The organism is Mycolicibacterium madagascariense (assembly GCF_010729665.1).
Taxonomy (GTDB): Bacteria; Actinomycetota; Actinomycetes; order Mycobacteriales; family Mycobacteriaceae; genus Mycobacterium; species Mycobacterium madagascariense.
Genome location: NZ_AP022610.1, coordinates 4,160,557 through 4,175,194 on the forward strand (window position 1 = coordinate 4,160,557; position 14,638 = coordinate 4,175,194).

General features: G+C 69.0%; 14 protein-coding genes. 2 read left to right on the top strand and 12 right to left on the bottom strand.

Going from position 1 to position 14,638, the window contains the following annotated elements; translation table 11 throughout:
• Positions 1-46 precede the first annotated feature (46 nt).
• From G6N60_RS19620 to G6N60_RS19675, 12 genes are all read right to left on the bottom strand, one after another.
• Positions 47-1,273 (bottom strand): cytochrome P450, encoded by a 1,227-nt coding sequence (locus G6N60_RS19620; protein ID WP_163740393.1) that lies wholly within the window; start codon positions 1,271-1,273, stop codon positions 47-49.
• Entirely contained in the window at positions 1,270-1,470 is a 201-nt protein-coding gene (locus G6N60_RS19625) for a ferredoxin (RefSeq protein WP_163740395.1), read from the bottom strand. Before G6N60_RS19625 ends, G6N60_RS19620 begins: the two co-directional genes overlap by 4 nt.
• Positions 1,467-2,129: a TetR/AcrR family transcriptional regulator gene (locus tag G6N60_RS19630; RefSeq protein WP_163740398.1), complete on the bottom strand. Its 663-nt coding sequence runs from the start codon at positions 2,127-2,129 to the stop codon at positions 1,467-1,469. The genes G6N60_RS19625 and G6N60_RS19630 overlap by 4 nt, the downstream gene beginning before the upstream one ends.
• Before the next feature lie 44 nt (positions 2,130-2,173).
• Entirely contained in the window at positions 2,174-2,983 is an 810-nt protein-coding gene (locus G6N60_RS19635) for an SDR family NAD(P)-dependent oxidoreductase (RefSeq protein ID WP_163740400.1), read from the bottom strand.
• Complete coding sequence (locus G6N60_RS19640) at positions 2,976-3,800, bottom strand: alpha/beta fold hydrolase (protein WP_163740402.1); 825 nt, start codon at positions 3,798-3,800, stop codon at positions 2,976-2,978. The genes G6N60_RS19635 and G6N60_RS19640 overlap by 8 nt, the downstream gene beginning before the upstream one ends.
• Positions 3,801-3,877: 77 nt before the next feature.
• A complete protein-coding gene (locus G6N60_RS19645; RefSeq protein WP_163740404.1) occupies positions 3,878-4,870 on the bottom strand; it encodes a cyclase family protein in 993 nt (330 codons plus the stop codon).
• Entirely contained in the window at positions 4,858-5,685 is an 828-nt protein-coding gene (locus G6N60_RS19650; RefSeq protein WP_163740406.1) for a coniferyl-alcohol dehydrogenase, read from the bottom strand. Before G6N60_RS19650 ends, G6N60_RS19645 begins: the two co-directional genes overlap by 13 nt.
• Before the next feature lie 15 nt (positions 5,686-5,700).
• Positions 5,701-7,011 carry an LLM class flavin-dependent oxidoreductase gene (locus G6N60_RS19655; RefSeq protein WP_163740408.1) on the bottom strand — a complete coding sequence of 437 codons (1,311 nt, stop codon included), beginning with the start codon at positions 7,009-7,011 and terminating at the stop codon, positions 5,701-5,703.
• Positions 7,012-7,013: 2 nt separating this feature from the next.
• Positions 7,014-8,756: an FAD-binding protein gene (locus G6N60_RS19660; RefSeq protein ID WP_163740410.1), complete on the bottom strand. Its 1,743-nt coding sequence runs from the start codon at positions 8,754-8,756 to the stop codon at positions 7,014-7,016.
• Positions 8,753-9,670 carry a 3-carboxyethylcatechol 2,3-dioxygenase gene (locus tag G6N60_RS19665; protein WP_246241277.1) on the bottom strand — a complete coding sequence of 306 codons (918 nt, stop codon included), beginning with the start codon at positions 9,668-9,670 and terminating at the stop codon, positions 8,753-8,755. The genes G6N60_RS19660 and G6N60_RS19665 overlap by 4 nt, the downstream gene beginning before the upstream one ends.
• Positions 9,627-11,303: a bifunctional 3-(3-hydroxy-phenyl)propionate/3-hydroxycinnamic acid hydroxylase gene (locus tag G6N60_RS19670; protein WP_163740414.1), complete on the bottom strand. Its 1,677-nt coding sequence runs from the start codon at positions 11,301-11,303 to the stop codon at positions 9,627-9,629. The genes G6N60_RS19665 and G6N60_RS19670 overlap by 44 nt, the downstream gene beginning before the upstream one ends.
• Positions 11,303-12,166: an alpha/beta fold hydrolase gene (locus tag G6N60_RS19675; protein ID WP_163740416.1), complete on the bottom strand. Its 864-nt coding sequence runs from the start codon at positions 12,164-12,166 to the stop codon at positions 11,303-11,305. Before G6N60_RS19675 ends, G6N60_RS19670 begins: the two co-directional genes overlap by 1 nt.
• Before the next feature lie 107 nt (positions 12,167-12,273).
• On the opposite strand from G6N60_RS19675, the gene G6N60_RS19680 reads away from it, so the two are divergent.
• Both G6N60_RS19680 and G6N60_RS19685 read left to right on the top strand, forming a co-directional pair.
• Positions 12,274-12,981 carry an IclR family transcriptional regulator gene (locus G6N60_RS19680; protein ID WP_163740417.1) on the top strand — a complete coding sequence of 236 codons (708 nt, stop codon included), beginning with the start codon at positions 12,274-12,276 and terminating at the stop codon, positions 12,979-12,981.
• Between the two features lie 14 nt (positions 12,982-12,995).
• The gene (locus G6N60_RS19685) at positions 12,996-14,609 is read left to right on the top strand and encodes an FAD-dependent oxidoreductase (protein ID WP_372510962.1); all 1,614 of its coding nucleotides are present in this window, start codon (positions 12,996-12,998) and stop codon (positions 14,607-14,609) included.
• Positions 14,610-14,638: the final 29 nt, after the last annotated feature.

A 14,638-nucleotide genomic window follows, 5' to 3' on the forward strand; every position in this document is an offset into this window, starting at 1 on the left:
TGGCACTCCAATCGGGCTGTTCTGCAGTGGTTTCTGGTCCGGTCGACTACCAGGTCACCGGAAGTTCGTAGACGCCGTAGGCGAGGCGGTCGTGCTTGAACGGCACCTCGTCGAACGGAATGGCCAGGCGCATCGTGGGGATGCGGCGCAGCAGGGTGTGAAAGACGATCTGCAATTCGGCGCGCGCCAGCTGTTGCCCGACGCACTGGTGGCGGCCGTAACCGAAACCCAGCTGCTGTCCGGCGTCGCGGCTCAGATCGAGCCTGTCGGGCTCCGGGTAGGCGGTGGCATCCCAGTTCGCGGGGGCGAGGTCGAGGATGATGCCCTCGCCGGCCCGGATCGTCTCACCGGCGATCTCGATGTCCTCGATGGCCACTCGGCGCTGACCGTTCTGGATGATCGACAGGTACCGCATCAGCTCCTCGCAGGCGTTCGCGATGAACTTCGGGTCATCCGAATCACGAAGCAGCGCAGCCTGTTCAGGGTTCTCCAGCAGTGCCAGGATGCCGATGCCGATCATGTTGGCGGTGGTCTCGTGGCCGGCGATCAGCAGTCCGGTCCCCAGCTGCGCGGCCTCCTTGACGGTGATCTCGCCGGCGTTGACGCGCTCGGCCAGATCCGACACGGCGTCCTCGCCGGGCTCCGTCCTCTTCTTCTCGACGAGGTCGATGAGGTACTGGGCCAGGCTCATCGCGCCCTTCTGCCCGTCCTGCGCGCTGGCGTAGCGGGCCAGCCCGACGTTGGCGTGGTGCTGGAAGAATTCGTGGTCCTCGTAGGGCACACCGAGCATCTCGCTGATGACCACGGTCGGCACCGGCAGCGCGAGGGTGGCGACCAGATCGGCCGGTCGAGGTCCCGCGAGGATGCCGTCGATGCACTCGTCGGTGATCTTCTGGATCGCCGGACGCAGGCCTTCTACCCGCTTGAACGTGAACGGCTTGGACAGCATCCTGCGAAACCTGGTGTGCTCCTCGGCATCCGAGGTGAACACCGACCGCGGCCGTTTGTCGACCGTGGACAGCATGTGTTCGTTCCAGTGCGGAAAGCCCTCGATGCGATCGTCAACGCTGACGCGCGCGTCGGAGAACAACGCGCGGGCCACCTCGTGACCGGTGACGAGCCAGGGCGTGGTGCCGTTCCAGATCCGCACCCGCGCCAGGGGACTCATCTCGAGCATGCGCCGTGGCGGCGCGAACGGGCAGGACGCCTCGCGCTCCATGGGGTACTCGGGGACGTCCTGGGAGACGGCCTCCTGCGTCAGCGTGTCGGTCATCGCGCCTCCTCGACGTGGATGGCTAGTGCGGGGCACGCCGCGGCGGCGCGCTGCGTGCTCTCGTACTGGTCGGGCGCGAGCTCGTCGACGAGCAGTTCGACGACGCCGTCATCGTCGCGCTGGTCGAAGACGTCCGCGGCGTTCATCACGCACATGCCCGAGGACACGCACCTGTCCTGATCGACGGTGACCCTCACGAGCGTCCGCCGACCCGGGTCACGGGTGCGCACCACATGCCGACGATCGCGTCGATCAGACCGGACCCGGCCGCCTGCCACGACGTGCGGGCCACCGTGGCACCCGTGGCGAGGGCGCGTTCGCGGTCGGCGCAGCTGTGCATCAACAGGTTTCGAGCCATGATGTTGCGCTCGTACCGAATGTCGATGGCGAGTTCGGGGAGGCACCGGTTGATGCCGTCCACGACCTCGACGAGCGACGGTGAACTCAACGCGTCCCTGACCACGATGCCGTGATAGGCCGGGTCGGTCATGGCCTGGGCGGCGAACCGGGCGTACCAGGTGGGGTTGCCGAGGTCGGCCAGGTGGTCGGTGAGCGGACGCACCAGGCACGCCACCCAGTCCCTCAGGTCGGCGGAGTCACCCGCGGCCGCGACCATGGTCTCGCGCAGCGCCTCGATCGGGGCGCGGTGGCGCTGCTCGATGGCGCGCACCAGGTCGGTCTTGGTGCCGAAGTGGTAGCCGACGGCCGCGTTGTTACCTTGTCCCGCAGCCTCGCTCACCTGCCGGTTGGACACCGCGAACACGCCGTGCTCGGCGTAGAGCCGCTCGGCGGCGCTGAGGATGGCGTCGCGGGTGGTGCTGGCACGCTCGGTGCGCAGGGTCCGTGCTGCGGTCACCGTTCCAGTCAACGCGCGCTCCCTCTTTAAGTCAAGCGATTGATTTAACGGGGCGTGCGGGGCGCCATGACCTTGCCCGCCACCGTGCCGCCGTCGACTGGCAGTACGGTTCCGGTGACGTAGCGCGACCGGTCGGTCGCGAAGTAGAGCGCCGCCTCCGCGACGTCGTCGGCGGTGCCCTCGCGTTTGAGCGGGCGGTCGTCGCGCATCGTCTGGCGGATGCGCGCCTCGAACCGGTCCAACTTCTCGCGGTCCTCCTCGGTCGCCGACGACCGCAGGATCGGCGTCGGGATGTTGCCTGGCGCAAGGCAATTGACCCGCACCCCGTAGTGGGCCAACTCGATCGCGGCGGACTTGGAGAACTGGATGACGGCGGCCTTGGAGGCCCGATACGTGGCGACCCCGCCGCCGGCGAGGATGCCGCCGATGGAGGAGATGTTGATGATCGAGCCGCCCCCGTGCTGCGCCATGTGCCGGGCCGCATCGCGGGTCCCCGCCATGACGCCGAGGACGTTGGTGCGCATGACGCTGTCGAATTCCGCGAAGTCCTCGTCGAAGAGGCCCTTCTTCAGCGGACTCGACCGGCCCGCGTTGTTGACCATCACGTGCAGGCCCCCGAACCGCTCGACCGCCGCGCCGACGAGCGCGCACACCTGCGCCTGATCACCGACGTCGGTGTGGCAGAAGAGCGCGTCGTCGCCCCCGGCGTCGGCGACGCTCGACCCGAGTTCGTCCTGAACGTCACCGATCATCACCTTCGCGCCCTCGGCGAGGAAGCGCTCGACGATTCCCCGGCCGATCCCCGACGCGCCACCGGTGACGATCGCGACCATGCCGGCCAGTTCTTCAGACATCGACGATCCCTTCGAGGAATTCGAGCAGCAGTGGGGTGACGACGTCGGGCCGTTCGAGCTGCGGACAGTGGCCCGCCGCGTCGACCACTTCCCCACGGGCAGAGGCTATCTGGCTCGCGATCTCGGCCGCCCACCCCGTCGGCAGGAGCTTGTCGGCCGCGCCCTCGACGACCAGTGTGGGCACCGCGATGCGCTCGTAGGCGCGGGTGGTCGACGGCGTCGGCGGCGGGCTGGCGCCCGGCCTGCGAAAGCGCGCGGCGGCGATGGCCTCCCACGCACCGGGCGCCGTACTGGAGGCATGCCGGCGCCGCACGTAGTCGTCGTCCTTCGCGTAGGCGGGGTCGTGGAACAGCGCCGTCACGATCCGGCGCATGGCCTCCAGCGTGCCGTCGTAGTCGTAGAGGGCGGCGGCGTGCTCGTTGGGCTGAATCGCCCCGCCGCCACAGATCAGGGTGAGGCTCTTCGCCGACAGGACCGGCGCCGGCGCGGTGGCGTCGGTCAGCAGATTGATTGCGCCCATCGAGTTGCCGACGAAGTGCGCCGGGCCGACGCCCATCACCTCGCAGAATCGCGCGACGTGGCGGATGCGCATCCCGCGGCCGTCGACGAAGTCGATCACCTTCGCCGAGTTGCCGTAGCCCAGCATGTCGGGTGCCAGCACGCGATACCGCGTCGCGAGGTCGGCGATCGTGCGTTCCCACCCGAGCTCGGCGCTGGCGCCGAACTCACCGCCGTGCAGCAGGACGACAGGCTCGCCCGCCCCGGCCTCGAGATAACCCGTGACGAGCCCGTCGACCACCACCGACCGGTACGTCACCTCCCCCGCCGAGCAGCCGCAAACCTGCCGAGAATCCCGGCGTGTCGCGCGTATTTGCGGCTGCTCGCGGGGAGACGTCACTTGATCGCGATCGGGTTCAGCGGAGAGCCCACGCCACCGGTCACGCGCAGCGGCGGGGCGACGAGCTGAAAGGCATAGGTGCCGTCGGCGGCGCAGTCGGCGGCCAGCGCGGTCAGGTCCCAGTACTCGCCGAACATCATGCCCATGTCGCGCAGGCACAGCATGTGCATCGGCAGGATGGTGCCGTCCACCCCGGACACCGGGTTCTCCACCATCAGGTTGTCGGCCGCCACCGCGGCGACCCGGTGGTCGTGCAGCCACGACGCGCACGTCCAATCGAGACCGGCACCCGGCTCGGCCCCGTCGCCGGTCTCCAGAAACCGTGCCCACCAACCGGTTCGGATCAGCACGATGTCACCGGGTGTCACGGAGACGCCCTGCGCCGCGGCTGCCGCGTCGAGCTCGGCGGGCATGATCGGTGCGTCCACGTCGGCGCAGTAGACGGCCTCACCGCGCAGCCGCACCAGGTCGAGCAGCACGCCGCGCGAGGTGATGCCCTTGACGTCGACCTTGTCGATGCCGCAGTGCCGCGCCCCGAGACTCGTCACCGAACTGGCGGGAAATCCGTTGTAGAGCGTGTCGTCGTAGTAGACGTGCGACAGCGCATCCCACTGCGTGGCGGCCTGCAGCGGCATGATGATGAGGTCGTCGTTGAAGCGCATGGGGCCGGCCTCGGAGTAGCCGCTCAGCTGCACCGCGGTCGGGTTCTGCAGCCACGTCGGCCCGTACTCCAACAGGGTCGTGGCGTCACCGCCGTCGACGGTCATCACGTGCATCGGGTTCTGCCGGTAGTGGAACGCCCCCTGGGGGCCCGACGAACCGAAGTCGACGCCGAGTGCGAACACCTCGCCGCGCGTCACCAGAGATGCGGCCTCGGCGACCTTCTCGGCGGTGATGAAGTTCAGCGTGCCGATCTCGTCGTGCTCGCCCCAGCGGCCCCAGTTGCGGACGTCGTCGGCGACGCGCCGGAAGTCCGTCATGCCGGCCATAGCGCGGATCCCTCCATCGTCGCGGCGACGCGCCCGGCGAGGATGCCCCCGTCGACCCAGAGCACCTGCCCGGTCACGAAACCTGCCGCCTGGCTGTTGAGGAAGATCAGCGCGGCGGCCTGCTCGGCGGGATTCGACACTCGACCAAGGGGTTTCGGGAAGCCGTCGAGGTAGTCCTCACCGTAGCGGGACCGCAGCTGATCGAGGATGGGCGTCGCGGTCACCCCGGGCCCGGTGCAGTTGATCCGAATTCCCTTGGCGCCCAGCGGTACCGCGTTGGCCATGGCGTGCAGGATGACCGCCTCCTTGGCGATCCGGTACCCGCCGTCGGCGAGCGCATCGGGGTGATCGTGACACCACTGCACGCCGTCCTCGAACGATGCGGTGCGCAGCAGCGACGCCACCTCGCCCTGGTTCTCGGCGTATCCCGACGCCGCCAGCGACGAGACACTGACGATGGCCGAACCCGGCGGCATGCGCGGGATCAGCGCCTCGGTGAGATGGCGCGTACCGAGGAAGTCGATCTGGACCACCAGCAGGGGGTCACCGATGCCCGAGGACACACCCGCCACGTTGAACAACGCATCGACCCGACCGTCGAGCGCGGCGACGGCGGCGTCGATCGACGTCGGGTCCGACAGGTCGACGGCGTGAAACTCGGTGAGCTCGAACGCCGGTGGGCGCACGTCGAGACCGACGACGTCGGCACCCAGTTCGACGAGCTGGCCCACCAGCGCCGCGCCGATGCCCGATGCACACCCGGTGACGACGACACGTCGCCCGGCATAGCCGATGAGATTGCCGAACTCACCCACGGCCCGTCCCGTCGTTCAGTGTGCCGCCTCGCGTGCCTGCTTCTCCAGCTGCGCCGCCTGGACCCTGCCCTCGTTGATCTCCGCCATCGCCTCGGGGATCTCACTGGAGGTGAACTTGCCACCCTGACCGGTGGGAAGTCCTCCAAATGAGTAATTCTCGTCGAAACCGGGGGCCGTGGACGCCTCGCGCCGGGCCTCGAGCTTCTCCAGGACCGGAGCGAGCCGCGCGTTCTTCTCGGCGACGTGCTTCTCGTCGCGTTCGATGAACTCGGGCAGGATCTCCTTGCCCATCAGCTCGATCGACTCCATCGTGCCCTCGTGGCTGCGCGGGTTGAGCAGCAGGATGATCTCGTCGACGCCGCTCTCCTCGTACCCACGCAGGAACTCGCGCACGGTGTCCGGCGACCCGATGGCGCCGCGGCCGGGACCGTAGGCGAGCGACGGGTCCGCCTCGACCTCCTCGAGATAGCGCTCCCACACGCCGGTCCGGCCGGGGGTGTGCATGCCGGTCATGTAGTAGTGCATGATGCCGAAGGAGAAGAACCCGCCGCCGACGCCGAGCCGCTGCACGGCCTGCTCGTCGGTCTTGGCGACCATCATCGACAGGTCACCGCCGATGGCCAGGATGTTGGGGTTCATCAGCGGCGTGACGGGTGAGCCCTTCTCCTCGAGCTCGCGGTAGTAGCCGTCGACGCGGTCCCTGAGCGGACCGGGCCCGGTGTAGGCGAAACTCAGTGCGCCGATGGCCTTTTGGGCGGCCATCTGCACCGACGCCGGCCGGGTACACGCCACCCAGACCGGCGGGTGTGGACGCTGCAGCGGCTTGGGGACCACGTTGCGGGCGGGCATCTCGATGTGCTGGCCCTTGAAACCGGTGAACGGTTCCTCGGTCATGCACCGGATGGAGACCTCGAGCGCCTCCTCCCACTGCCCGCGCTTGTCGGCGGGATCGATGTTGAAGCCGCCGAGTTCGCCGACCGACGACGATTCGCCGGTGCCGAATTCGACGCGGCCGTTGGAGATCAGGTCCAGGGTGGAGACCCGCTCGGCGACGCGGGCCGGATGGTTGACCGCGGGCGGCAGGTGCATGATGCCGAAGCCCAGGCGAATGTCCTTGGTGCGCTGGCTCGCTGCGGCGAGGAACATCTCCGGGGCGGTCGAGTGGCAGTACTCCTCGAGGAAGTGGTGCTCGGTCAGCCAGACCGTCGAGAACCCCGCCTTGTCGGCCGCTTCGACTTCGTCGAGACCGTCGATGAACATCTGGTGCTCGTCGTCCTGCACCCAGGGCCGTGGCAGGGCGAACTCGTAGAACAGTGAGATCTTCATGGTTACCTCCGAGGGCTTTCGATCGTGGATTGGCTTGGTGTGCGGTCGTGCGAGGCAAGGTGTTTGGCGGCCACGTAGCCGAACGTCATCGCCGGGCCGATGGTCGCGCCGGCCCCCGCGTAACTGCGTCCCATCACCGCGGCGGTCGCATTGCCGGTGGCGTAGAGCCCGGCGATGACGGTGTCGTCCTCGCGCAGGACGCGGGCGAACTCGTCGGTGCGCAGTCCGCCGGAGGTGCCCAGGTCGCCGAGGATGATCTGGAAGGCGTAGTACGGCCCCTTCCCCAGCGGGCGCAGGTTGGGATTGGGCAGTGTCGGATCGCCGTAGTAGTTGTCGTAGGCGCTGTCACCGCGACGGAAGTCGTCGTCGTGGCCGGTGCGGGCGAGGGCGTTGAAGCGTTCGGCGGTCTGACGCAACTGCGCCGGCGGGACGCCGATCTCGCGGGCCAGCTCCTCGAAGGTGTTGCCCGTCCTGACGACACCCGAATCCAGCCAGGCCTGCGGTACCTTGCGTCCGGTCGGTACCGGCGCGAACGGCACCTTCGGGATGGGGAGATGGCCCGCGACGACGTAGCGGTGGAAGGAGCCGATGTCGGTGACGAGCCAGCACGGCACGTGTGCGACGCCGGTGCGCTGGCCGTCGATCATCGCGTGGGCGAAGTCCATGTACGGCGCGGCCTCGTTGACGAACCGCTTCCCGTCGCCGTTGACGACGAACTGCGACGGCATCATCCGTTCGTTGAGCATGAACTGCAGACGTCCATCCGGCCAGCAGATGGCGGGAAACCACCACGCCTCGTCGAGCAGGTCCAGTGACCCGCCGACCTTCTCCCCCGCGCGGATGCCGTCACCCATGGCGGCGGGATTGCCGAAGCTCCAGTCCTTCTCGAGTTCGGGGAGGTGTTCGCGACGCCATTCCATGTCGTGATCGAAACCGCCGGAGGCCAGGATCACGCCGCGGCGGGTGCCGATGCGCTGCGCGACGCCGTGGCGTTCCACGACGGCTCCGACGACGTGACCGTCGAGGTCGGTGATCAGCTCGGTCATGGGTGCGTCCAGCCACAGCGGGACGTCGTGCTCGGCCAGCGCCAGGCGCATCCGCGCCATCAGGGACTGTCCGATGGCGGCCATCCGGTCACCGAACACGTGGGCCCGGACCATCCGCCAGATGAGCTTCAGCAGCACCGCCTTGCCGCGCCAGTTCTGCCGCACCTGATAGAACAGCCGCAAGTCCTTGGGCGCGAACCAGATTCCCCTCGGTGCCAGGGCCAGCGGCGTCAACAGGTTGCGCTCCTCGTCGCCCAGCACGCGCAGGTCGATCTCGGGCACGTTGATCGTGCTCCCGCGTTCCGAACCGCCGGGCAGTTCGGGGTAGTAGTCGGCATACCCGGGCTTCCAGACGAATTCGAACCACCGGCTCGACTTCTCCAGGAATTCCATCATCTCCGGGGCCGCGTCGACGTACTGGCGCAGGCGCGCGTCGCTGACGAGGCCGCCGGTGATCTCCTTGAGGTAGGTGAACACGTCGTCGGGCGAGGGCTCGTAGCCGGCGCGACGCTGCGACGGGGCGCCGGGGACCCAGATGCCGCCGCCCGATAGCGCCGTGGAACCACCGAACTGCGCGGACTTCTCGACGACGAGGGTGTCGAGACCCTCCGCCGTGGCCGCGAGTGCGGCGGTCATGCCGCCCCCACCGGAACCGACGACGAGCACGTCGACCTCGTGGTCGAAGCCGGGGGTGGTCATGCGGTCACCGCCGTCCGGATCGCGAAGCCGGCGATCAACTCGGGCGCGGCGCGGTAGTAGCGCAGCCGGGTCTCGTAGGGGCCCTGGCTCGCCATCGCCGCGAAAGCGGCCAACCACGTACGGACTTCGTGTGCGGAGTTGCCCGCCTCGGCGGCGACCCACGCGTTGGACCAGGCGTCGACCTCCGCGCCCCGGTTGGTGTCGAGCAGCTCGAGCAGCGCCCTGTCCCAGTCGGGGTTCAGCGGTCGCAGCGCGCTGCCGCCGGCGGCGAAGTCGTGCGCAGCCGTCATCACCGCGCTCTGTCGCGCGCTGCGCTGCTCGGCGGTCATCGGCTCGCCGTGCACGATGCGGGCCAGCGCCGCCGGCGGTGCGGTCGCCAAGGTCGGCACCGGCGGATCATGCGACAGCCCACCCGAACCCACGACGAGGACCCGCCTTCCGAGGGAGGCCGCGAAGTGGCCGATGGCCGTGCCCAGTGCCCTCGTCCGCCTGAGCGGACCGAGCGGCGTGGCGACGGAGTTGACGAAGACCGGCAGCACCGGCACGTCGGCGACGTCGCCGAAGAGGGCCTGCAGCGGTTGGACGGTGCCATGGTCGACGTCCATGCTCGCCGAGACCGCGATGTCGACGCCGGCGTCCCACAGTGCTTCGGCGCACGCGGTGGCGACGTCGGCGGGCACGTTGAGCGGACCCGCGTAGGTGCCGTAGTCACCGACGCCGACGGCCGCAGTGCCGATGCAGAACGGTGGCATGAGCCGGTAGAAGAACCCGTTGTAGTGATCCGGTGAGAACGTCACGACCAGTTCGGGATCGAAGGCCCGGACGAACTCGGCCGCCGCTGCGACCGCGGAGTCGATGTCGTCGAGCAGTTCAGGTGGCGGTCCTGGCAGATTCAGCAGCGGGCTGTGCGACATGCAGCACAGGGCGAGTGACGTGGTCATGAACTTCCTTGCCTCCCTTCACGAGGTGGAGGACGTCGAACAGTGCAGCACTCAGCTCGGGCGCCAGTTGGGCGATGCAGGCACCGGCGATGCACCGGTCGGGCCGTAGGAACAGCACCGACTCGGCGTGGGCGTCGAAGAAGCCCTTGAGCGCACCGGTGCGGTCCCCGACGACGGTGACCTCGGAGTCGTCGTGGCCGGTCCAGTGCAGCTGGGTCGACGGCCGCAGCGCGAGAAACGTTGCGCCGAGCGCCTTCCACTGCGCGATCGCCTCGTCACCGAGGAGCGCGCGCGGATCGTTGTTCCACGCGAGCACGGCGAACCCGGGACCGATCACGTCGTCGAGGAGGACGTTCTGCGCGTCGCGGGTGTCGACGCGCGGCTGGATGAACAGCGTGCCGGTGGGCGAGGTGTCCGACGGCGCCGCGAGATGGGCGATGGCGCCGGACTCGTAGCGCGGCATCGGCTTGAACCGCATCTCCAGGACGTAGCGCTTGAGGGTCGGCACCGCCGACGCGGCCCGAATCAGCCCGTCGCGCAGGCTCGCAACGCGCGCGTTGGTCGGCGAGATGACCCGGCCGACCATGGTCGACAGGTCGATCATCGCGCGCGCATGCTTGCGTCTCTCGGCGTCGTAGGTGTCCAGCAGCCCGTCCCCGGCCTCGCCCTTGACGACGGCCGCCAACTTCCAGCCCAGGTTGGCCGCGTCACGGATGCCGCTGTTGTAGCCCTGCCCCTGCCACACGGGCATGAGGTGGGCGGCGTCACCGGCGATCAGCATCCGACCCTTGCGGAAGGCGTCGGCGATGCGCGAGTGGTGCGTGTACACGCGGTGCCGGATCACCTCGACGCGGTCGGGATGGGGCACGAACGGGGCGAGCATGCGCGTGATGAACTCCGGGCGCTCGACCTGCTCGTCGGTCTCGTCGGCGTGAATCATGAACTCGAAGCGGCGAATTCCGTGTGCGATCGAGATCGAGGCGTAGGGCCGCACCGGGTCGGCGCCGACCTCGCTGTTGGGGTGTCCGAGCGGATCGCTGGCCAGATCGACGACGAGCCAGCGCGTCGCCGAGGTGGTGCCCTCGAACGTCACGCCCATCAGCCGGCGCGTCGCACTGCGGCCGCCATCGCACCCGACGACGTAGCGCGCGGTGACGGGATCGGCCTCACCGGCGATGGCGACCCGCACGCCGTCGCGCGTCTCCTCGCACGACTCCATGGCACGACCCCAGCCCACCTCGACGCAGTCGAAGCGGTCGATACCCCTAAGCAGTTCCGCGTCGACCATCGGCTGGACGAAGCCATTGCGCTTGGGCCAGCCGAATCTCGCGTCGGGCGGCGCCATCTCGGCCAGCAGGCGGCGGCGACCGTCGTAGAACCGCAGGATCTGGTTGGGCACCGTGTGCGGCAGGACGTGCTCGACGACGCCGATCGACTGGAACGTCCGCAGCGCCTCGTCGTCGAGTCCGACACCGCGCGGGTAGTCGATGAGGGTGGCACGCTCGTCGACGACGAGGGTCCGGACCCCCTGCTGTCCAAGGATGTTGGCCAGGGTGAGGCCGACGGGCCCCGCCCCGACGATCAGGACGTCGGCGTCGTCTGCCATCAACGCCCCAGCAGGAAGTCGATGTGCAAGGCGTTGAACGTCTTGGCGTCCTCGTACTGCGGCCAGTGGCCACAGCCGGCCATCACGTCGAACCGTGCGCCGGGGATCATCGAGGCGATGCGGCTGCCCTCGCTGACGTCGGCGGTCGGGTCGTCGCTGGTCCACAGCACCATCGTGGGTGCGGTGATGGCGCCGTACTCCTTGGGGCCCAGCAGGTTTCGCGCCCTGATCTCCGGGTCCTGCAGCGCCATGATGTCGCTCATCGCGGCGACGAATCCGGGCTGACGGTAGATGCGCTGCCGGCTGGCGACGATGTCGTCGTAGTCCTTGGACTTGTCGGCCATCAACCACTTGATCCTGGCCTGCACCGTCTCCCAGGAGGGGTTCTCGGCCGCGGCCATGGACAGCGTGATGATGCGCTTCATGACCTCGGGGTCGGCCTGCGATCCGCCCGCGGTGTTGAGGACCAGTCGGTCGAAGCGGTCGGGATGATCGGAGGCGGCGCGCGCGGCGACCCAACCGCCGAGGGACTCCCCCGAGAGGTGGACGCGCTCGACGTCGATGGCGTCGAGCACCGCCAACAGGTGCTCGACGTAGTGCGAGATCTCCAGTGGGTGACCCGGTTTGTCGGTGTAGCCGTGGCCGAGCATGTCGATCGACCACGTCGAGAAGTGTTCGGCGTGGGCCTCGAGGTTGCGCACGTAGGCCTCGGCGTGGCCACCGGAGCCGTGCAGCAGCACCAGCGTTCGCTGATTCGTGTCGCCGGCATGGAGGTAGCGCGTGCGCACCCCGCCCGCGTCGAGATAGCCCTGGGAGAACGGGACACCCTGGAGGTCACTCCAGATGCTCTCGAACTCGCTCACGTGATCTCTCCCCACGTTCGGATGGAAATGCCGTTCTCTTTTATTGCAATCATTCTGTGCTAATATCGCACAGTGACGTGCACTATCCATAGAGCATCACTCTCGCGATGACGTCTGTCAAGCAACCGGGCCTGGCCGCCGATCGACTCGCCGCCGGCTCGCAAACGCTGGCCAGGGGCCTCACCGCGCTGCAGGCGGTCGCGAACTCACCCGCCGGGATGACCGCCCAGCAAGTGGCCGACCACGTGGGCGTGCACCGGACGATCGCCTATCGACTGCTGTCCACGCTGTCGCAGAACCGCTACCTGGTGAAGGGTGAGGACGGCCGCTACCGTCCGGCGGCGATGCTGGCCGCGCTCGGCGCGTCGTTCGACAACAACCTCCGGCAGCTGAGCGTGCCGACCCTGCGCACGCTCGCCGACGACCTCGGCACGACGGTGTCGTTGCTCGTCGCCGAGGGCGATCAGCAGGTGGCCGTGGCGGTCATCGTGCCGACCCTGGTCTTCTACCAACTGTCGTTCCACGAGGGCAGCCGTCACCCGCTGGACCGCGGCGCCGCGGGCATCGCGCTGCTGTCGAGCATGCCGCCGCGGCCCGGCGAGCGGGATCTGGTGCCGCTGACCCGCGAGCGGGGTTGGGTCATGACCCACGGCGAGGTCGAGCCCGACACCTACGGACTCGCCGTGCCGGTCAGGCGTCGACCGCCGTCACCGCCCACGTGCATCAATCTGATCTCCCACCGCGAGGATGCGCTGATCGGCGGGCGCGACGCGGTCATCGAAGCCGCCCAACGGCTTTCGGAAATCCTGGGCTGACGAAGGAGTGAGTGGTGAGTAGCGGAGCGGACCTGGAATTCGACGTCGAGACCGACGTCGTCGTGCTCGGCACCGGCGGTGCCGGCCTGACGGCGGCGCTGACCGCAGCGGCCGGCGGCGCCTCGGTTGCGGTGTACGAGAAGGCCGACACCGTCGGGGGCACCACCGCGGTCTCCGGCGGCATCGTCTGGATCCCCGCCCACGATCGCTCCCCCGACGGCGAACTCACGGTGGACGACGCCATGCGGTATCTGGAGGCGCAGTCCCTCGGCGCGATGGACACCGCGCTCGTCGAGACGTTCGTGCGCACCGGACCCGAGATGCTCGACTTCGTCGAGGCCCACAGTGAGCTCCAATTCGAGGTCGCCGCAGGCTTTCCCGACTACAAGCCCGAACTGCCCGGCGGCAGGCCCTCGGGCGGCAGGTCGCTCAACGCCAAGCCGTTCGACCTCGCCCGGCTCGGGGAGTGGAGCGATCGCATCACGTCGTTTCCCGCCGACTGGAGCAACGTGGGCATCGACGCCGAGACGCGGGCCAGGATCCACGCCTCGGTCGACGACGTCGACGGCGACTTCTGCGTCGCGGGCACCGCACTGGTCGCCGGCTTGCTGAAGGGACTGCTCGACCTCGGCGTCGTGCCGACCACCGGGGCCCGCGCACGCGAGCTGGTCGCCCGTGACGGCAGGATCGTCGGAGTGCGAATCAGCATGGACGGCATGGACGTTCGCGTCGGCGCCCGCCGTGGCGTGGTGCTCGGCACCGGGGGCTTCGAATGGGACCCCACGCTCGTCGACGCCTATCTGCGCGGCCCCATGCACGGTCCCGTCTCGCCACCGAACAACACGGGCGACGGCCTGCGCATGGCGATGGCCCACGGCGCCGATCTGGCCAACATGGGCGAGGCGTGGTGGGTGCCCATCGTCCAGATCCCCGGCGACACCATCGACGGGCATCAGCGCAGCCGCAGCGTGCGCCTGGAGCGCACGCGTCCCCGCAGCATCATCGTCAACCGGGCGGGCAAGCGGTTCCTCAACGAGGCGGGTGAGTACAACTCGATGGCGGGTCCATTCCACCACCTGGATCCGCGGTTCGGTTACCTCAACGATCCGGCGTGGATCGTGTTCGACTCGCTGCACCTGAAGAAGTACGGCTTCCTCGGCATCGATCCCGACGGCGTCGTGCCCGAATGGTTCTGCCAGTCCGCCGATCTCGCCGAGCTCGGCGAGAAGACGGGCATCGACCCCGACGGGCTGGCCCGCACCGTCGACGCGTGGAATGCCAACGTGGAGAACGAGACCGATCCCGACTTCGGCCGCGGCTCGAGCGCGTACGACGGGTACTGGGGTGACGACTCGGCCGCGACGCCCGCATCGAAGACGCTGGGTCCGGTCGACACCGCGCCGTTCTTCGCCGTCCCCGTCACCGTCGGTGCCATGGGCACCAAGGGTGGCCCGCGCACCGATGCCGACGCTCGGGTGTTGCACGTCGACGGCGACACGATCCCGGGTCTCTACGCCGTGGGCAATGCGATGGCGGGCGTGACGGGCAAGGCCTACGGCGGCGCGGGCGGAACCATCGGCCCCGCCATGGTGTTCGGCTACCGCGCGGGGCTGGCGCTCAGCCGGTGACCGTGCGCCGACACGGCGGCGATGAGGGA